The organism is Haloterrigena alkaliphila (assembly GCF_017352155.2).
In the GTDB taxonomy this organism is placed as follows: domain Archaea; phylum Halobacteriota; class Halobacteria; order Halobacteriales; family Natrialbaceae; genus Haloterrigena; species Haloterrigena alkaliphila.
Map to the genome: position 1 here is coordinate 73,759 of NZ_CP084320.1, position 18,958 is coordinate 92,716.

Below are 18,958 nucleotides of genomic sequence, written 5' to 3' on the forward strand. Positions count from 1 at the left end.
GACGTCCGATCGAGCGGCGGAACTACCGCCGTCCCGACGGCGAGGTAGAGAAGCGAGTAGAGGACGCGTTCAGCATCGATCCGGCGGCGCTCTCGTCGTCGACGCGCCTCAGGTAGTCGACGAGGGTAGTCCCGCTCAGGCGTAGCGAGACGGTACGCGCGTCGCGATCGTACGACACGACCCCGTGGTCCTCGAGTCGCGGGAGGTGATTGTGCGCGAGGGTGAGACGGATGGTACGCGGATCGTCGCCCGTCGGGCCCTCGTACTCGCGGTCGGCGATTCGCTCGGCGAGTTCGTCGATCGACAGCGCGGTGCCGACGTCGTCTAGCGTTCGCACGAGGATTCGCCGTCGTCGGTCTGCGAGCAGCGCAAAGCACTCGGATTCTGTGAGTTCTGTGGTCATTGTCTGATCTCTGCTACGATTTCACCCGACGAGCAGCCGAGTAATATATCGGCCCGACAGTGTGTCCCAGTTTACTGCATTTCACGGGAATAAAGTAAACTATATTAACATAACTATTTATGATTATGGTTATCGCCGTAGCGTAACCCACTACTGGCTGGTTCACGCTACATGCTACAGAATACGGAACTAATATAGGGTTCGAAGACAGTCACACCGAGCGAGGTGAGCGCCAATTACTACCCTCCAGCAGACGCTTGACGACCTCGATCCGAAGAGTATCGACATGCTCCGGGCGGTTTCCGACTGCGGCGGCGAGGCGACGACCTCGGAAATCCGCGATATGACGGGGCTGAGCAACAGTCAGGTCGCGTACCGCCGCGATAAACTGACCGAGTACGGATTACTCGAGGTTCGGACCGGCGAACCGACGGGGTCGCGGACTCCGCCGAAGGTGCACTCGCTCACGGAAGCGGCCCGGTCGCAGATCGATTCCGGGCTCTTCGAACTGTACAACGCGCCGGTGACGAGCGACGTCGAACAGCTCAGCACCCAGTACAACCACCTCCGCGACCGCGTCGACGACCTCGCACGGACGGTCGCCAGTCTCGAGGGGAGCCTCACGAAGGTCAATACCGAACTGAGTCGGCTCGAGGGGACCATCGCGAAGACGAACGCGGAGCTAAACGAGCGCGTCGGCGACGCCGACGAGATCGAATCGGCGACCGACGAGGAGACGGTGGCAGGCGCCATCCACTCGTTGTCGGCGGAGCTCGCGGAGCTCCGCGAGGAAGTGGCGGAGCTGGACGAACGGAAGAAGAACAAGTTCTTCGGGTGATCGATCGCCGCCTCGAGGCGGTCCCACGGCTCGTATTGGAGACTTCGACGCTCGAGGCGCGACGGACGACAGCCGCTCGAGACCATCGACGGGGACAAGAAGTCCCACCGAGGCCGCGTCGAGCGAGATCGGCGGCGACCTCGGAACGTCCGTTACGGCCACACTGACCCCGCAAGCGGCGTAACAGCGGCTACATCGGATCTCCGGACGCGCTCAGCAGGTGTTGAATCCCGTACTGGTGCTGTAGAATCCGTAATACGGCTCGAGGACGCTACGCGGATGCACGAGGACGAGAACGTCGCTGACGCGCGAGCCCAGTCCCCCGACTACAGCCCCTGATGGTCCGCGTTTTTTCGCTGTCCCGTCCGACCCGAGCGGACGGGTCCCCGATCGACGCCGGCGCGGTGAAAGGTACCTCCGTCTCGAGTCCGTCCGTTCGGTATGAGCAGCCGAGCGGAACGATCGGATCGGTCGGACGTCCTCGTCGTCGGCGGCGGCGCGACCGGAACGGGTATCGCCAGGGATCTCGCACTGCGGGGCGTTGACGTGACGCTAGCCGAACGCAACGGGCTCTCGGCGGGCGCCTCCGGGCGCTCTCACGGACTGTTGCACAGCGGCGCCCGCTACGCCGAGAGCGACCCGGAGGGCGCTCGCGAGTGTCTCGAGGAGAACCGCATCCTCCGCGATATCGCCGGCGCCGCCGTCCGCGAGACGCGGGGGCTGTTCGTCCAGCTGGCCGGCGACGATCAGGCCTACTTCGAGGCGAAGCGCGCGGCCTGCGAGGACGTCGGCATTCCGGTCGACGTGATCGACGGCGAGACGGCTCGAGCCGCGGTTCCCGGTCTCGCCGAGCGCGTCGAGCGCGCCATGTGGGTCCCCGACGCGGTCGTCGTCCCGTCGCGACTGGTCGCGGCCAACGCGGCGGACGCACGCGATCACGGCGCCCGCATTCGCACTCACGCGCCAGTCGCGTCGATGACCGTCGACGACGGGCGGATCGAGTCGGTCTCGCTCGGCGGCGACGTCGGGGAGACCGTCGAACCGCGGTTCGTCGTGAACGCGACCGGCGCCCACGCCGGCCGGGTCGCCGCGATGGCCGGTGTCACCCTCGACATGCGCCCGACGCGGGGCGTCATGGTCTCCGTCGAACACGAGGGGCTCGAGCCGGTGCTCAACCGCTGTCGCGATCCCGCCGACGGCGACATCGTCGTCCCCCACGACGACGAGGTCGTGCTGGGGACGACCAGCGTCCCGATCGACGATCCGGACGACTACGAGCGGGCCGACTGGGAGGTCGAGGCGACCGTCGAGGAGTGCGCGACGATCCTCCCGGCTCTCGCCGAGGCCGAGCGCGTCCGGACGTGGTGGGGCGTTCGACCCCTGTACGAGCCCGAGGAGGCCGCTCGAGGCGGCCGCGGGATCTCGCGGGGCTTCCACCTGCTCGATCACGCCACTGATAGTCACTCGTCGGTAGACCGCTCCAACGGCGTCGAGAACTTCGTCAGTATCGTCGGCGGGAAGCTGACGACCTATCGGCGCATGGCCGAGGCGACGGCCGACCTGGTCTGCGATCGACTGGGCGTCGACGCCGCGTCGGTCACGGCGACGACCGCGCTCCCGGGCGCGTCGGATCCGGCGGCGCTCGACGAGTTCGTCCGCGAGTTCGACGGGCAGGGGCCGACGGATTCCGACCTCGTGGGCGGTGAGCGAGCCGAGTAGCGACGTCGGCAGCACCAGCGGGGCGGCGGCGTCAGCGTGGTCGGCGGCGTCAGCGCCCGCCGCCGAGACCGCGCGTGACCCGCCGAAGCGACTGCGTCACCGCCGCAGGGTGAGGGAGGCCCAGTCGGTAGCGGATTCGGTCCTGCCGTTTGAACGGGTCGAACACGGCGGGTTCCTCGAGGTCCCAGAGCTGCGCCCGCGACCCGCGAACGCCGCGGCGGTCGAGGACGGCGTTGGCCGCGCGGCGGCCAGCCTCGTTCGCCGACTCCATCGAGGCCAGATCGGAGTTGGTTCGGACGTAATCGCTCGCCAGCGTGAGGTTCGGGACGCCGACGTCTGCTGGCGGCCGGTTTCGCAGCGAGCCGACGGTGTTGATCAACAGCGGCGAGCGGTTCGCGACGCCCGCGTCGGTTTCGACGATCGCCGGATCGAGGAACCAGTCGACCAGCAGCTCGTCGCGCAGCCGTTCGTCGGGACCGTTCAGGTGGGTCTTCAACTGGGACCAGATCTCCGCGGCGATCTCCTCGCGCGTGCAGTTCCTGGCCGGCTTTCCGTACAGGACGCCCGGCGCGTCCCAGTCCGAGGCGATCACCGAGAGGACGCCCGCGACGTCGTCGGCGCGGTCCTCGAGGTCGTACCCCGTCCAGAACTGCTGCTGGGAGATCGACGTCAGCGCCCACGGGGCGTCGGCGTAGACCTGATGGCCCCGGGTCAGTTCGACGTCCTCGCGGAGGTAGAACTGGATGCCGTTCATCCACGCGGTGTCGAGACGCTCGATCCGGCCGAGTTCGGGCGCGATCCGGCGCAGTTCGGGGGAGACCAGCTCGGAAGCGACCTCGATCGGAACCGCGAGGACGTACTCGTCAGCCTCAATCCGCTCCCCGGCGCCGCCGCTCCCGTCGGCCACGACGGCGCCGGTGACCCGTCGCCTGTCGGTCTCGAGCCGCCGAACCGGCGTGTTCGGGCGGAGATCGACGCCCAGCGACTCGAGGTGGCGAACCCAGGGGTCGATCCACGCCTCGCTGGTCGGCGCGTTCAGCACGCGCTCGGTCGGTCGGGTCGGATCGAGCTGGCCGAACAGGAGCTGCAGATAGACGGTGCCGATCGTTCTGGCGCTGCCGACCTGCGGGCGGAGCGCGACGAGCGCCTGCGTCGCGTACGCGAGCCGGTTCCGAAACTCCGGCGAGCGGTTGTCGGCGTCGATGAACGTCCACCACGAGACGTTCTCCAGTTCGTCCTCGCGGCGGTCCTCGCAGGCGGTCAGGACGTACAGCAGGCGCTCGAGCAGAAACCGGACGTCGTCGGCGGGCAGGTCCTCGGCGAACGCCGGGCGCAGCGCCTCGAGCCAGCCCCGGACGGTGTCGGGCGTGCGGGTTTCGGCGATCCGGCCTGTCCCGTTTTCGCTCGCGATCAGCGTCGCCTCGGTCTCGACGAGGTTGTCCGCGACGGTGCCGTCGCCGTCGGGAATGCGGGCCATCGTGTCGACGACGTGGCGGTAAAAGGCCGGGAAGAACCGGAAGCCGTGTTCGCCGTGTAGCGGCGCCGGCCCGTCGTCGATCGGGATCGAACGAGCCTTCCCGCCGAAGCGGTCGTTCGCCTCGACGACGGTCACCTCGAGCCCGCGCTCGGCGAGTTCGTGGGCCGCGGTGAGGCCGCCGATTCCGCCGCCGACGACGGCAACGTGTGTCATCTGCCGTCACTGGGTCCCCCAGCGGAGTAAGCAGTACCCCTAACGAATACGGGTCGGCGATAGCGGCGCTCGAACGTCGGTTTGAGCCGATTCGTCACCGTATTCGGAATCGAGACGAGCGTCGGCTGTTCCGCGTTCAGAACTCCCGGCTGGCGTTCGACCAGATGTTCAGCGACTGGTCGTTCGAGGAGTCGATATCGACGCGAAACTCGCGCTCGTCGTCGAGGCTGATACCGATCCGATCGAAGTCCGCCACGTAGCGCGACGTGTGGTGGCTTCCCCGTCGAACGCCGACGGTCTCACTGGCGAGTCCGGCCTCCGTTAGCCGATCGAGTTTTCGGTAGGTCGTCGACAGCGGGAGATCGGTCTCCTCCGCGATCTCGAGGACGGTCTTGGGCGCCTCGAGAATCGCGATGATCTCCCGGCAGTCGGCATCGTCCAGCACCGCGATGACGCGCTCGAGATCGGGCGTCTCGCCGGACGATGAGAACTCGAGTGGCATAGACTGCGAACACGTTAGGAGCGGAGCCTAAAGACACGTTTGGTCGTCATCACCCGCTGTCGCGCGGACGGCTACTGCCGATGTAACCAACCTAATGTAGGACCCCGCCGATCCACGTCGTATGAGCGACGATCAGCGGCCCGATTCGACGGTCGAGAACACGCCCGGGCAGGGACGAACGCCCGAACCCGAACGGATCGAGCCGGCGGCGCCCGAGGAGTTCGGCCTCGTGCAGGTCTGGTGGGGCGACGGAAAGGGAAAGACGACGGCCGCGCTCGGGATGGGGATGCGCGCGGCGGGCCACGGCTACCGCGTCCACCTGCTCCAGTTCATGAAGGGCGGCGCCTCGAGCGTCGACGCCGTTCGCGGCGAGTACAACGCCATCGCGGCGCTGCCGGGGATCAGCTACGAGAACCTCGGCCACTACGGCTGGCACGGGATGGCCGACGGCAGCGACGAAGCGGACCACGAGGCCCAGGCCCAGGCGGGCCTCGAGCGCGCCCGCGAGTTGCTCGAGGCGGCCGGAGACGCGGACCTCGCGGAGTCGATCGACCTCGACGCGCCGCCGGAGGAGGGCGTGCACATGCTCGTCCTCGACGAAATCCTCTACGCCGCCGATCGGGACCTGATCGGCGAGGACGACGTCCGCGACCTGGTCGACGCGAAGCCCGATAGTCTCGAACTCGTCCTCTCGGGCAGTCACGCCGAACCGGCGTACCTCGAGGACCGCGCGGACCTGATCACGAACGTTCGAAACGTGAAACATCCGATCGACGACGGGCAGCGGGCGCGACGGGGCACCGAATTCTGAGGAATCGGGCGGTCGATCGGTCGAACGTCCGGTCCGGCGGGGCTGTCACTACTCCCCTACCAACACAATTATTATCAGTTCCCGAGAACGGTTGGGCGTTCAATGGGTGCGATTCACGTAGACGGACTGCGGAAGTCCTACGGTGCCGTCGACGCGGTAGCCGGGATGAGTTTTACCGTCGACCGCGGCGAGCTGTACGGGTTTCTCGGTCCGAACGGGGCGGGGAAGACGACCACGATCCGGACCCTGACCGGCCAGATCCGGCCGGACGCGGGGACGGTCGAGGTCCTCGAGACCGATCCGGCGGCGGAGCCGATCGAGACGCGACGCCGGGTCGGGATCCTGCCCGAGCAGGGGTCGCCGCCGAGCTTTCTGACGCCCCGCGAGTACCTCGCGTTCGTCGGCGACGTTCGGGACCTCGAGTCGGATAGGGTCGCCGAGCGGACGGCCGACTGGGCGGATCGCCTCGGCTTCGAGAGCAAACTCGACACGCTCCACACGGGCCTCTCGCGGGGCCAACAGCAGAAGGTGATGATCGCGCAGGCGTTCCTCCACGAACCGGACGTGGTCTTCATCGACGAGCCGCTGGCGAACCTCGACCCGCTCGTCCAGGAGCAGGTCAAGCGCTTCCTCGTCTCCTACGCGGCCGGCGACAACGCCGTCTTCGTCTCGACGCACAACATCGACGTCGCCGAGGAGATCTGTACGCGGGTCGGCATCGTCGCCGACGGGCGGATCGTGACCGAGCGATCGCTCACCGGCGACGGCGGCGGTGAGGGCGGCGAGAACGGGAGCGACGAATCGCTGCTGGAGGTGTTCCTCGAGCGCGTCGAGCGGGAGGACGCGCGAGATCTGCCGTCGCTCGAACGGGTCGACGTATGAGCGGGGTCGACGTATGAGCGGGGTCGACGTATGAGCGCGCAGCCGTCGTCCGGTCGGTCGGGGCTGTCGATCCGGCGACTGCTCGGCGTCCTCTTTCGCGAGGAGTGGCGGCTCCACACCCATCTGTTCGGCGGCTGGCGGTTCGCACTCTTCCCGGTCGTGATCGCCGCCCTCGCCGTGAGCGCGGCGTTCGCGCTCGTCGAGACCGGGACCGCGCCCGGAACGATCGTTACCGGGCTCCACGTCCTCGTGTTCGGCTTCGGCCTCTACAGCGGGACGGCCGGCTTCGCGGGCTCGGACATGCTCGAGAACGTGTTCGGGGAGCTCTCGCTGGTCCTCTCGACGTCGACGACGCTGCCGCTGTCGCGGCGCAAACTGCTCGGGGTCTTCCTCCTGAAGGACGCGCTGTTCTACGCGGTCGCGTTCGTCCTTCCGATGGCGATTTCGAACGCGGCGCTGGTCGACAACGTCGCGGCGGTCCCGGTCGCGGTCGGGACGCTGTGGCTCTCGCTGTCGCTGGCGTTCGTCGCCGGGATGGCCCTGACCGTCGCGGTGATCGCGGTCCGGACCCGCGGCGTGCCGACGTGGGCCATCGTCGGCGCCGCCGTCGCCGGCGCCGGTGCGGCGTGGCTGACGGGAACCGGTGGGGCCGTCCGGAGCGTCTTCGTTCCGATCGACGGCTCGCCGGCGAGCGCGCTCGGCCTGCTCGTCGGAACCGGCGTCGTCGGCGCGGCCTCGCTCGCGCTGTACGATCCCACCTACGGGCGACCGGCCCGGACCGCGAGCGACAGGTTCGCCCGTCTTAGCGACGTGCTCCCGGTCGAGGCCGTCGGCGCCGACAGCGCGCTCGTCTCGAAAACGCTGCTCGATCTGGCGCGGTCCTCGGGCGGCGTCGCGAAACCGTTCGTCTCGGCGGCCATCCTGCTCGCGCTCGTGGCCGCGCTGGTCGACGTCGTCGACTCGATCACCGGGATCGCCCCCGCGCCGGGGATCTTCTTCGGCGGCGTGCTGGGGCTGACCGCCTTCACCACCTACAACTGGTTGACCCAGTTCGACTCGCTCGAGGAGTACCTCGCCTACCCCGTCTCGATCGCGGACGTCTTCCGGGCGAAGCGGGTCGCCTTCGTCCTCGTCGGCGCGCCGACGGTCGCGGTGCCGTACCTCGCGGCCGTGCTCTGGTTCGAGGCAACGCTCCTCGATGCGGTCGTCGGCGCAGTCCTGCTCGCGGGCTACGCGCTGTACTACTACGGCCTGACCGTCTACATCGCCGGCTTCGATCCCAACGAGTTCCTCTTCGATTCGGTTCGGTTCTCGCTGTTCACGCTCGGTGTGGCCGTCGCGCTCGTGCCGACGCTGGTGGCCGGGTTCGTCGTGGTTCCGCCCACCGGGACCGTTGCGGTGGTGCTCGGTGTTGCTGGTATCGGATTCGGTGGTGTTGGAATGGTGCTCTCGAGTCGGGCCGGGCCGCGGTGGGAGACGCGGGCTCGAGACGGCGAGTGAGAGCGAGGTGGCTAACGAGAGCGGGGTTCGGGTACACCATCACTGCAAGTGAACAGCCGAGACTCGAGACACCCCACCGTTGCACGTGAAGCCGTCGGGTTCAGGCTGCAGTTATCTGAAAAACGAGACTACGAGCGAAAAACTGCCGTGGGAACGATTCGGATAGCGGAACCGCCCGTCTCGATGTCGCCTGCCACTTCGTGAGAATGTTTTCCTGACGGGACTGCGACGCAGAGATCCCTTCCCTCCCTCCACCATTTCCGGAGCTTTCGGTTCTCGAGAGGGGACGAAAAGCTACCACTTACACACCACTGTTTCCGAAGCTTTCTCTGTAGAAGAGGTCGGTCCTGCGGAAGAGCGAAGATATCTGGGTAACAAGTATCAGTTTGATCGGTTCGAAAGGATACCTCCAGCGTTTTCGGAGCGTCGTTCCTTGAGAAATCTGGTTAAACCGTCACTCACACACACCACTGTTTCCGGAGCTATCCCGACGAGACGATCACATCCCAGGAAAATCTCTGGTCGAGGAAGGAAGGTAATCAAGGGAGTCCCCTCCACCATTTCCGGAGCTATCGATTTACAGATAGTCGTTCTTATCCGCTGTTGTTTGTATAGAGTTAGCTACTTCTTTGAAGCGAGTTGTTGATGTGAGGATATCGAGAACAGATTTTAACGGAACGTCGAGTTCATATTCGTGATATCGGCCAGCAGAAAGTCCTTCGTTTCGTTCATAGACCGTGATGAGACCGAGCATATTCATATCGGACAGGTGATCACGGATTCGGCGTTCGCTGACACTATCCGCATCGAGTCGATCACAGAGCGACACATAGCGGTTGTAGAGTTGGCGAGAACGAACTGGTACCTCGTTGTCGGCTTGATGCGATGCCAGCGCACAGAGGACAGCATGTCCCTGCGTCGTCAGCTCCTGCATTCCCTCGTAGAGTTGATTTTTCTCTAGTTCGTTCTGTGCATCACGGACATGATCTCCAGTCACTGCTTCAGCGTTCGCTGCTTGTGCAAGCTCGCCCGCTTCTCGAAGCAGTCGGATAGCTTGCCGGGCCGATCCCGTATCTTGTGCCGCGAATGCAGCGGATAGCGGAACAACATCGTCCTCGAGTACGCCCTCGTAAAACGCTTTCTCAGCACGTGGTTTCAGGATCGATCGAAGCTGGTTCGCATCGTACGGTGGGAAGAGAATCTCTTTTTCCGCTAGTGTATCTTTCACTTTTGGTGAAAGGGAATCTCGGAACTGAAAGTCATTACTGATACCGATAACGACTGGCCGGACATCTTCTACATAGCCATTCGACTGGGCGCGAGGTAATCCATACAAAATATCATCAGAACGGCCGATATTATCGATTTCGTCGAGAACGATTACGACGGTACCGCCTAATGCGTCTAACTCCTCGTAAAGAAGTTCGAAAACTCGTTGCTGAGAGTAACCAGTTGTACTGATACGTTCTTCCTCCTGTTGCTGACGGAGTTCATTGACGAGTGCAACGGCAACTTGATACGAGGTGGAAAGGTTTTCACAGCCGACCCAGACGGTAGAGAGGTTGACATCGTCGTACTCAGCGACATCGACTTCTAAGTGAGAAAGCAAAAACTTCGTTGCGACGGTCTTACCCGTTCCTGTCTTTCCGTAGAGAAAAATATTCGATGTGGGTCGATTATCGATAATCGGTTGCAGTGCTCGTTTGTATTTTTCGAGCACCTCGTCTCGTTCACGGATATCGTCAGGTTCGTATGAGTCATCGAGCGGATCAGCATTAGCGAATACTTGCTGATCCCGCTGGAATATGCCCATGATAAACAACCAACATTATGATTTATAAAACCATTGGTTCCTTAGCTTCTGAAGCTTCCTAAGCTGTGTACATTATATATGATGACTAACCGTGGCTTCCGTAGCTACGGTTGATTTATAATAGACACCCTCCACTGTTTCCGAAGCTATTGAACGACCCAGTATTCGATCGCTCTCAAGAAGTTCAAACTAGAAGATCAGAAAACGAGATACCGCTTGCTTACTTTACGCTGGCGAACTGCCTTCGAGATAGCTCCGGAAATAGTGGTGTGTGGGTAGTGTCTTTTACAGTGGAAGACCCCCTCCCCACCCCCTGCTTTAGAGACGAGTTTCACTTGCAACGGTGGTGTGTAACTTTTGCACCATTGACTGTCGGGATCTACAACAACGTCTCGGTTCCGAAAACGACCGTCACATGCAAGGCACACCGAAACCAGCCAATTCGTTGATTCGTCGGACATGAAGGTCGTCTACAAACCGGGAAACGCCTACGAGGAGATCGACTGCTTCGACTTCCGCGAGTACGAACACGGTGTCGTCCTCCGCGACGAGGACGGGTACAACATCGGCTACGTCCCCCACGAGATCCTGAGTCACATCGAACCCCACCCCGGCGAGAAGGTCGACTTCGAAGACGGCCAACCACCGGAGCCGTACGACGACGAGTAGTAAGCCAGATCGATAGGACCGAACCGAGAGGACGATACTCAAGACCGCTCGAGAATCCGCCCTGACGACCGATTATCGGAGGTCGCGACCGGACAGGAACGACTACGTACTGAATCGATAGGACGATAGGCTGCGGCGAGCGAATAGGGACCGACGCGAATGACCAGAACGCTGCTCGTCGCCGGCACCGCCAGCCACGTCGGCAAGTCGACAGTCGCCGCCGGCCTCTGTCGCCTGCTCGCCGATCGAGGCGTCGCCGTCGCCCCCTTCAAGGGACAGAACATGAGCAACAACGCTCGAGTGGTCGTCCGACCCGAGGCCGCCGCGACCGGCGACGTGAGCGACGAGGACGAGACGGACGCGGACCGGTGGGGCGAGATCGGCGTCTCGCAGTTCGTGCAGGCTCGAGCCGCCAGGATCACCCCCACGACGGACTGCAACCCGGTCCTGCTGAAACCCCGCGGCGACGGCGAGAGCCAGCTCGTCCTGCAGGGGCGGGCTCACGAGCACGTCCCGGCGGCCGAGTACTACGACGAATACTGGGACGAGGCCCGCGCCGCGGCCGAGGCGTCCTACCGCAGGCTCGCGGCCGACCACGACGTGATAATCGCGGAGGGCGCCGGCAGCATCGGCGAGATCAATCTCCACGACCGGGACCTCGCGAACGTCGAGACCGCCCGCTTCACCGACGCCGACATCCTCCTGCTGGTCGACATCGAGCGCGGCGGCGCCTTCGCCAGCCTCTACGGCACGATCGAACTCCTGCCCGAGGGGCTGCGCGAGCGGGTCGTCGGCGCCGTCATCACCAAGTTCCGGGGCGACCCGTCGCTGCTCGAGCCCGGAATCGAGGAGATCGAGTCCAGGACGGGCGTGCCGATTCTGGGCGTGGTGCCCTACGACGACCCCGGCCTGCCCGAAGAGGATAGCGTCGGATTGCCGGCGCGGGGCGAACGCGGCGTGCTGGGCGACGACGACGGCGTTCCCGACGACCGGCGGATCACGATCGCCGTTCCCCGCCTACCCAGAATCTCGAACGCGACGGATCTCGAGGCGCTGGCGGCCGAGCCGGGCGTCTCGGTCGCGTTCGTCCCGGTCGAGGCCGCCGATGACACCGCTGGCGAGGCGGACCCCGCCGACCACCTCGCGGCCGTCGGCGCGGACGCGGTCGTCCTACCGGGGACGAAAAATACCGTCGACGACCTGCTGGCGCTCCGCGAGGCCGGCTTCGCCCCGGCGCTGGCGGCCTTCGACGGTCCGATCGTCGGCGTCTGCGGTGGCTACCAGCTGCTGGGCGAACGGATCACGAACGCCGACCTCGAGGGCACCGGCGCGGACGACGTCGTCGAGGGGCTGGGACTGCTCCCGGTCGAAACGCAGTTCGCGGGGACGAAACGCCTCGAGCGGACGACGGTGCCCGTCGACGGCTCGGCGACGCCGCTGCTCGCCGGCGCCGAAGGAGTCGCGTCGGGCTACGAGATCCACGCCGGCCGGACGCGGGCGCTCGAGGACGTGGAGCGGCCGCTGGGGGACTCGAGTGCGGCCCGCGGCCGGGTGCTCGGGACCTATCTCCACGGCCTGTTCGACAACGACGCGGTCCGGCGGGCGTTTCTCGCACACGTCGCCGCCGAAGCGGGCGTCGACCGGCCCGATAGCGACCCCGGGTCGGACGGAGCGACCGCGACGCCGTCCGACCGCGCCGCGGCGCTCGTCCGCGAGCACGTCGACCTCGCGGCGCTGGGCGAACCGTTCGCTCGCGAGTCGTACTCGACCGGCAAATCGTAATCGAGCGGCGAGTCGAAATCGAGCAGCAGTCCGTAATCGCGGCGACCGAAGACCTCGTCGCGACAGGTTACGCGGGCCGCTCGCGGTAGGTTCCGAGCAGTTCCTCGAGGATGATACACTCCTGGTCGGTCGAGTCGTAGTGGGTGTCGATGAACCGTTCCGCGGCCTCGTACTCGCCCCGGAGGCCGTGTTTCCGGATCGTAATCACGGCGTCGAGGAAGAAGGTCCCGCCGTCGGTACCCAGCGCCTTGGCGTGGTCCGCCTCGGAGATATCGAGTTCGCTCTTGATCTCGTCGAAGTTGAACGTGTTCACCTCGTGCTCGTCGTTGATCAGGGTGAGAACGTACTCCGCGGAGAACCGATAGAACTCGGACTTGCTCTCGAACATACCGTCGTCGACGAGTTCGTCGATCGCCTCGACGACCTCGTCCGGGTACCTGACGGTATCTTTGGCCATACCAATACGATGCTCACTGCGGGCTCATTACTGTTTCGAAGAGTTGTTGGAATAGTTGTAGATCGGTCGTGACGACGTGACGGCTGGCAGCAGACACGCCGAGACGGAACAGGTTAGGACGGGACGAGATGAGACGGACCGGGACGGGACGAGATGGAACGGGATGAGACAGGCTAGGCCGAGACAGCGCGGAACGACGGCATCGCCGCCCCCCTCGAGGTTCGTATCGAATCTCGAAACGGAACGAACGTTAAAGCGGTCGGGACGGATGTCCCCACACGAGCAGGTGTGATCGACGAGTCTCTCGGCTTCATCGTGAGTTCCCTCCCGTGGTGGTTGGCGGCACCCATCCTCCAGCTAACGGTGCTCACCGTCGGGATGGCCCTCGACGAGACGTACGTCAATCGCACGACGGTGCTGACGGGTGCCATCGCCACGCACGTTCACATCTTCGTCGCCGGCGACGCCGGGATCCTGGTCTCCGTCTACGCCGACCTCGGACTCATCATCGGCGCCTACGGGCTCTACGCCTACGTCATCGACGGTTACGTCAGCGGCTGGTTTCGAATTCTCGCGTTCTTCGTCTACTCCCCGCTGTCGGTCTTTCTCGTCATTCTGACCGCCGGGCCGACGCTGTTCGGCATCGAACCGCTGTTCGTGCCCGCGCTGGCGCTCGCCGGCTACGGAAACGTCCAGCTTCGAGAGTACCTCCGACCGGACGACCCCTACTACTTCGGTCCCGAGTCCCAGGCGGAGTTCGAGGCAGTGATCGAAGCCGAAACCACCGCAGGTGCGTCCGCCGAGACGGCGGCGTCCGGCGGAGCGACTGCGACGGCGGGCGCGGCCACAGCCGAAACCGGTAGCGAAACGCCCGCCGACACACACGCGACCGGCGAGGCACCGTCTGCCGGGGCCGCGACCCCGAACGGGGCCGGTCCCGCCGGCGACCCCGCTAGCCAGCCCGCCGCCGAAACGGCCAACGGGTCACAGGCCACGACTACCGATTCGGTCGACGACTCCGCCGACTTCGATCGTCCGGACGCCGAGCCGGCCGCCGCTGCCGACTCGAGCGAGCGGGGGATCCTGCCGAAGTTCATGCGTCGGCTCTGACGCGGCTCGACTGCCACACCGGTAGCAGATTATACGTTGTACACGGTGTGGACAGTTTACACATCGTACATTGTTTGAATGGTTCGAACGTCGTTATTCGGACGACGTTGTTCGGACGACGATGTTCGAGCGGTGGAGACGGGGGGACGTTCGAACGGGGGAGACGGAGAAACGTTCGACAGTGGAGACGGAGCGTACATCGCGAACAACGTCGCTCGTGGAGGGATGCTCGAAATAGCGATGGTAATAGCGACGGTACCAGTATGCTTTTATTCCAACGAGTTGTTGGCTTATAGAGACGGTTTCGGGCAGTTGCGACCGGACCCCGTTGCTATCGTATGTCCCACGAGAATCGTTCCGGATCGATCCTTCACGTCGCGACGGCCCACCCGACGGCCCTCCAGACGCAGTTGAGCGCGGTGACGTCGGTCGACGTTCGATCGGTCACAGCCACGTCGTTCGCGGAGTCCCTCGAGTCGGTCGCCGAATCTGACCCGCGAGGTGACCCCGACGCGGCCGACGACGATCCTGCCGCCATCGTTCTCGAACTCGACCGGCCGGAACGGGTGCGGGACCTCCTCGAGCGCGTGCGAGCGGTCCACCCGAGCGTTCCGACGGTCGTCGCCCCGTCCGCGGGGAACGAGGCGCTCGCGACCGCCGCGCTGCGGGGGAACGCCGACGAGTACGTCCCGAGCGACGCGGACGAGGATCCCGTCGACCGAATCCTGTCGACGATCCGCGCGTGTCGCGAACCCGACGACTCGCGAGACTCGCGACGCGCGCGGGTGGTGACCGACGAATCGACGGCCGACGCCGTCACCGCGACGACGCAGCCGTCGGTCGCGTCCGGGGACGGAACCCACCGCATCCTCGCGAACGAACTCCCCGACGAGGCCTTCGTTATCGGCGCCGACGGCACGTACCTCGAGGCGAAGGTCCGCCCGGAGGCCGCCGAGCTCTACTCGTCGCCACCGGACGAACTGCCCGGTTCGCGACTCGAGGACGTGTTTCCCGACGACGTCGCCCCGAAGCTGCACGACTGTCTCGATCGGACCCTCCGGACCGGCGAGGTCCAGTCGATCGAGTACGAGGCCGAGACGACCGGCGGAGTACGACGGTTCGAGGGACGGGTCGTCCCGATCGACGAGCGCATCGACGGCCAGCGGGCCGTCGTCTGGTTCGCGCGGGACATCACCGAACGGGTCCGACGAGAGCGCGAACTGCGGTCGCGACGCGACCACCTCGAGACGCTCAACCGGATCGGGACGGTCGTCGGCCGGGTCATCGACACGCTGGTCGAGGCGCCGTCGCGGGACGCCATCGAACGGGAGGTCTGCGAACAGTTGGTCGACTCGGGGCTGTACTGCGGCGCCTGGATCGCCGAACGGACCGGCGACGGGCGGCTGACCTACCGGACCAGCGCCGGCGAGGCGGAGACCTACCTCACCTGCGCCGACGAACTCGAGACGGGCCACCGATGTCTGATCGAGCGGGCCGTCGAGACCGGCGCGGTCCAGACGGAGACGAACATCCCCTCGAGCGAGACGATGCCCGAGCCCCTGCGGGCGGCCGCTCGCGAGGACGGCGTCAGATCCGCGATCGCGGTGCCGATCAGCCACAACGAGTCGGTCTACGGCGTCCTGACCGTCCTCGCGGGACGCAAAGACGCCTTCAGTGACGGCGAACGGGCCGGATTCGGCCTGCTCGGGGAGACGATCGGGTTCACGATCATGGCCGTCAAGAACCGACAGCTACTGTTTTCCGATACGGTCGTCGAACTCGAGTTCCGCATCGACGGCGGGGACACGTTCTCGTTCGATCTCTCCGAGCGGTACGACTGCACCGTCTCGCTGGAGTGGGCCGGCACGACGTCTAACGGCCGCACCGTCCAGTACGTCACCGTCGACGGACTCGACAGGAAGACCGTCCTCGAGGAAGCCGACGCCCACCCCTCGGTCGAGGAGTGTCGGGGCATTCACGGCAGCGAGGACGGCTGTACCATCGAGATCCGTCTCTCGGAGTCGGGCGTCCGGACCCTCGCGAACCACGGGGCGACCATCCGCGACGTCACCGTCGCGGACGGCGTCGGGACCTGCCTGATCGAGGTCTCTCAGAACGCGAACGTCCGGGAGATCGCGGAGGCGCTGACCGTCGTCTACGAGAACACCGAACTCGTCGCCCGGCGCGAGGTCGACCGACCGGTCCGCACCGCGGCGGAGCGGCGGGATCGCATCATCGACGAGTTGACCGATCGCCAGCTCACGACGTTGCGACTCGCCTACTACAGCGGCTTCTTCGACTGGCCCCGCGAGAGTACCGGCGAGGAGATCGCCGACGCGATGGACGTCTCACCGCCGACGATGCACCAGCACCTCCGGAAGGGACTGAAAGCGATACTCGCCGAGTTCTTCGAGGCCGGCGGCGGAACGGAAGCGGACTGAGGAGCGTGCGGTCCAGTACGTCGTCTGGTCCAGCGCGCCATACGGTCCAACAGGTGATGACGATCAGCGAGTCGAAAAGCGTCCGCGTGCGAGCGAGCGGTAGGTGGTGGTGGTGTTTCGAATGGTGTCTGCTCGCACGGAGCCTTCGTCCGCCGAAGGCAACCGTCGGTTCCCACTCGAGCCAGATAACAGTACGCAATCGATCCGAACGTCAGTTCATCGGAAACACGGTGTGTCCGTAGAACGGGCGCCGACGGCGGCGGGATGCGCCGTATCCATCACGTTCCACGATAGTCACGAGATTTTAAAAGTGTGCTATGTAAACCCGAGCGTCGATGCGGTGCGGTCGGCGTCGTTCAGGCGGGATGGTCCCGACGAGTACCCGACTGGCGGTTCCCTCCGATCGATCGCCGGAGGACGCACGAACGTGATACCGGACGCGCCGATCGACGGCCTCTACGCGGGGTCGAACGGCCGCTACTACACCAACTCCCAGGTCACGAGAAAGCTCCGTACCGGCCGCTGGAAGCCATGCATCCGACAGCGCGACCCGGATCGGCGACTGGTCGAAACGACCGACGAGACGCTGCTCCTGTTGCGAGCGGCCGACGATCTCCCCGCCTGGGCGGAGGTCCGTATCGACGACGGCCGCGCTCGAGTCGTCGACACGCGCCGACCGCTTCCGGGCGACTCGGCTTCGGAGTAGGGTCCTGCACGGCCACCGTTCCACGTGAAACCGAGTGGTTCGAACGCGATCGTCTCCGTCGATTGGTCCTTCTATTTCGGGTTCATCCCCAGGGACGCCGAAACCGACAGGCGTACGAAATCCGACGATCCGGAACCGGCCATAATGGACGGATATGTAAACCGGTACGAACTGGCGTTGTGCCTGACAATCCGCACTCGTGAAGCGACGCGTGTTTCTCGGGTCCGTCGGTTCGCTCGCGTCCGTCGGGACGCTGGCGTACACGACCCGGGAAGACGCCGATGCCCTCGCCGTCCGGATCTGGCTCTCCGAGGGGGCCGCGCGGTACGACGGCGTGGGCGACCGACTCCGCGAGTACCTCGAGCGAATTCTCGACCTCGAGTTCTGGTCGCTCGACCTCTCGATCGGCGGGACCGTTTCGGTCTCGACCGAAGACGGAGCGCGCGTCACCACCGGCGGAGAGTGGCCGCTGACGCTCGCCGCGGGGACACTCAGGCGAGGCGACGTCACCCCGGTCGAGGACGTCAATCTGCTCGTCACCGACGGACAGATGCGTCGGACGCCGACGGGGTACGGCTTTCCTCACGTCGCGTCGGTCGGGGGGGCCCGCCACATCGCCGCGCTCGAGTCGTTCGACGAGGTCTTCTCGGCGCCGGAGGCGGACGCCGACCGGTGGATCGTTCCGAACGAACCGGCGACGCGGACGATACAGGTGCTGGTCCACGAAATCGGCCACGCGCTCGGGTTGGGCCACGAACACGGCGTCGCGTTCCAGTACGGCGACGCGGTCGTCGCCACGCCGATGCTGAGCAGTTACGCCTGGAACGGGGAGCACGACGCCGAACAGTCGCAGTGTGGCACGTCGTATCCGGAGACGGACGGTCGAACGAAAAAGCTCGGGCTGGCGTTTTCGAACTGCGCCCGCCGCGAACTCGCCGGGTACAGCAGTGGCGAACGAGGATAGTCGCCGGCTCGACGGTTGCGATGTCGGAAATTGCGGTGTCGGCGATTGCGCCGTCGGCGGTTATGGTGTCGGCGGTTGCGGTATCGACGATCGTGGAGTGGACGGTTGCGGTGTCGATAATCGTCGTATCGACGGTCGTGGTGTCGAAACGGTCGCCCGTCAGCCGCCGCTCGGTTACTCGTCCTCGTCGCTCTCGTCCTCACCGCGAACGAACCTAGCCTGCGCATCGCCGTCGCCGGCCCCGTCGGGACTGGGCCCTTCGATGAGCGATTCGAAGTCGTCGACCTCGTCGTACTGGTCGCGATAGACGATCGCCGCCTTCCCCTTGGAACTGATCTCGTACAGCCCGGATCGTTCGGCCGGCCCGATCTTGTGAACGAGCCCGTAATCTTCCAGTACCGGTAGCCGCGTGTTGATGTTTTTGCGGCTCTTACCGGTGTGTTCGGCCAGGTTCGTTGCGACGTTTCGACCCTTCTCCTCGAGCGACTCGAGGATCAGGAAATCAGTGGGTTGACGTAACTTCACGCTCGTTCACTCTCAGTAGGTACTATATTTCCAGTGGTAACTAATACTTTCGGCTTGGACCGTTGAGTTTTAGCATCTGATAGGTATTTGAAACGGAATATATAATCAGTAGACGGCACCCGTCAGGCGAATAATCATCCCATAGC

General features: G+C 65.0%; 17 protein-coding genes. 11 read left to right on the top strand and 6 right to left on the bottom strand.

What is annotated here, in order from left to right; all coding sequences use genetic code 11:
• Window positions 1-22: 22 nt before the first annotated feature.
• Window positions 23-403 (bottom strand): DUF7344 domain-containing protein, encoded by a 381-nt coding sequence (locus J0X25_RS39415; protein WP_226777469.1) that lies wholly within the window; start codon window positions 401-403, stop codon window positions 23-25.
• Window positions 404-689: 286 nt separating this feature from the next.
• Between J0X25_RS39415 and J0X25_RS39420 the strand changes: the two genes are divergently transcribed.
• Together J0X25_RS39420 and J0X25_RS39425 are read left to right on the top strand one after the other, a co-directional pair.
• Complete coding sequence (locus J0X25_RS39420) at window positions 690-1,241, top strand: winged helix DNA-binding protein (protein WP_226777470.1); 552 nt, start codon at window positions 690-692, stop codon at window positions 1,239-1,241.
• A 441-nt stretch (window positions 1,242-1,682) separates the two neighbouring features.
• Complete coding sequence (locus J0X25_RS39425; protein WP_226777471.1) at window positions 1,683-2,960, top strand: FAD-dependent oxidoreductase; 1,278 nt, start codon at window positions 1,683-1,685, stop codon at window positions 2,958-2,960.
• Between the two features lie 49 nt (window positions 2,961-3,009).
• Here the strand turns inward: J0X25_RS39425 and J0X25_RS39430 are convergent, their stop codons facing one another.
• Window positions 3,010-4,650: a hydroxysqualene dehydroxylase gene (locus tag J0X25_RS39430; RefSeq protein WP_226777472.1), complete on the bottom strand. Its 1,641-nt coding sequence runs from the start codon at window positions 4,648-4,650 to the stop codon at window positions 3,010-3,012.
• Between the two features lie 136 nt (window positions 4,651-4,786).
• Window positions 4,787-5,152 (bottom strand): helix-turn-helix domain-containing protein, encoded by a 366-nt coding sequence (locus J0X25_RS39435; RefSeq protein ID WP_226777473.1) that lies wholly within the window; start codon window positions 5,150-5,152, stop codon window positions 4,787-4,789.
• Between the two features lie 121 nt (window positions 5,153-5,273).
• On the opposite strand from J0X25_RS39435, the gene J0X25_RS39440 reads away from it, so the two are divergent.
• The 3 genes from J0X25_RS39440 (at window position 5,274) to J0X25_RS39450 (ending at window position 8,345) form a co-directional block, all read left to right on the top strand.
• Window positions 5,274-5,963 carry a cob(I)yrinic acid a,c-diamide adenosyltransferase gene (locus tag J0X25_RS39440; RefSeq protein ID WP_226777474.1) on the top strand — a complete coding sequence of 230 codons (690 nt, stop codon included), beginning with the start codon at window positions 5,274-5,276 and terminating at the stop codon, window positions 5,961-5,963.
• A gap of 102 nt (window positions 5,964-6,065) precedes the next feature.
• Entirely contained in the window at window positions 6,066-6,845 is a 780-nt protein-coding gene (locus J0X25_RS39445) for an ABC transporter ATP-binding protein (RefSeq protein WP_226777475.1), read from the top strand.
• Window positions 6,846-6,875: 30 nt separating this feature from the next.
• The gene (locus J0X25_RS39450) at window positions 6,876-8,345 is read left to right on the top strand and encodes a hypothetical protein (RefSeq protein ID WP_226777476.1); all 1,470 of its coding nucleotides are present in this window, start codon (window positions 6,876-6,878) and stop codon (window positions 8,343-8,345) included.
• A gap of 577 nt (window positions 8,346-8,922) precedes the next feature.
• Here J0X25_RS39450 and J0X25_RS39455 read toward each other — a convergent pair.
• Window positions 8,923-10,158: an orc1/cdc6 family replication initiation protein gene (locus tag J0X25_RS39455; RefSeq protein WP_226777316.1), complete on the bottom strand. Its 1,236-nt coding sequence runs from the start codon at window positions 10,156-10,158 to the stop codon at window positions 8,923-8,925.
• A gap of 459 nt (window positions 10,159-10,617) precedes the next feature.
• Here J0X25_RS39455 and J0X25_RS39460 point away from each other — a divergent pair, with 459 nt between their 5' ends.
• Together J0X25_RS39460 and J0X25_RS39465 are read left to right on the top strand one after the other, a co-directional pair.
• Window positions 10,618-10,827, top strand: a complete 210-nt coding sequence (locus J0X25_RS39460) for a hypothetical protein (protein WP_226777317.1) — start codon at window positions 10,618-10,620, stop codon at window positions 10,825-10,827.
• A 159-nt stretch (window positions 10,828-10,986) separates the two neighbouring features.
• A complete protein-coding gene (locus J0X25_RS39465; RefSeq protein WP_226777319.1) occupies window positions 10,987-12,609 on the top strand; it encodes a cobyric acid synthase in 1,623 nt (540 codons plus the stop codon).
• 67 nt (window positions 12,610-12,676) lie between these two features.
• Here J0X25_RS39465 and J0X25_RS39470 read toward each other — a convergent pair whose 3' ends face one another.
• Window positions 12,677-13,066: a CopG family transcriptional regulator gene (locus tag J0X25_RS39470; protein WP_226777320.1), complete on the bottom strand. Its 390-nt coding sequence runs from the start codon at window positions 13,064-13,066 to the stop codon at window positions 12,677-12,679.
• 288 nt (window positions 13,067-13,354) lie between these two features.
• On the opposite strand from J0X25_RS39470, the gene J0X25_RS39475 reads away from it, so the two are divergent.
• The 4 genes from J0X25_RS39475 (at window position 13,355) to J0X25_RS39490 (ending at window position 18,287) form a co-directional block, all read left to right on the top strand.
• Window positions 13,355-14,176, top strand: coding sequence for a hypothetical protein (locus tag J0X25_RS39475; RefSeq protein ID WP_226777321.1), 822 nt, complete (start codon window positions 13,355-13,357; stop codon window positions 14,174-14,176).
• Between the two features lie 338 nt (window positions 14,177-14,514).
• Window positions 14,515-16,617, top strand: a complete 2,103-nt coding sequence (locus J0X25_RS39480) for a bacterio-opsin activator domain-containing protein (RefSeq protein WP_226777322.1) — start codon at window positions 14,515-14,517, stop codon at window positions 16,615-16,617.
• Window positions 16,618-16,849: 232 nt separating this feature from the next.
• A complete protein-coding gene (locus J0X25_RS39485) occupies window positions 16,850-17,323 on the top strand; it encodes a hypothetical protein (RefSeq protein WP_226777324.1) in 474 nt (157 codons plus the stop codon).
• A 211-nt stretch (window positions 17,324-17,534) separates the two neighbouring features.
• Window positions 17,535-18,287, top strand: a complete 753-nt coding sequence (locus J0X25_RS39490; RefSeq protein WP_226777325.1) for a zinc metalloprotease — start codon at window positions 17,535-17,537, stop codon at window positions 18,285-18,287.
• A gap of 174 nt (window positions 18,288-18,461) precedes the next feature.
• On the opposite strand, the gene J0X25_RS39495 is transcribed toward J0X25_RS39490, so the two are convergent.
• Window positions 18,462-18,812 (bottom strand): winged helix-turn-helix domain-containing protein, encoded by a 351-nt coding sequence (locus tag J0X25_RS39495; RefSeq protein WP_226777327.1) that lies wholly within the window; start codon window positions 18,810-18,812, stop codon window positions 18,462-18,464.
• Window positions 18,813-18,958: the final 146 nt, after the last annotated feature.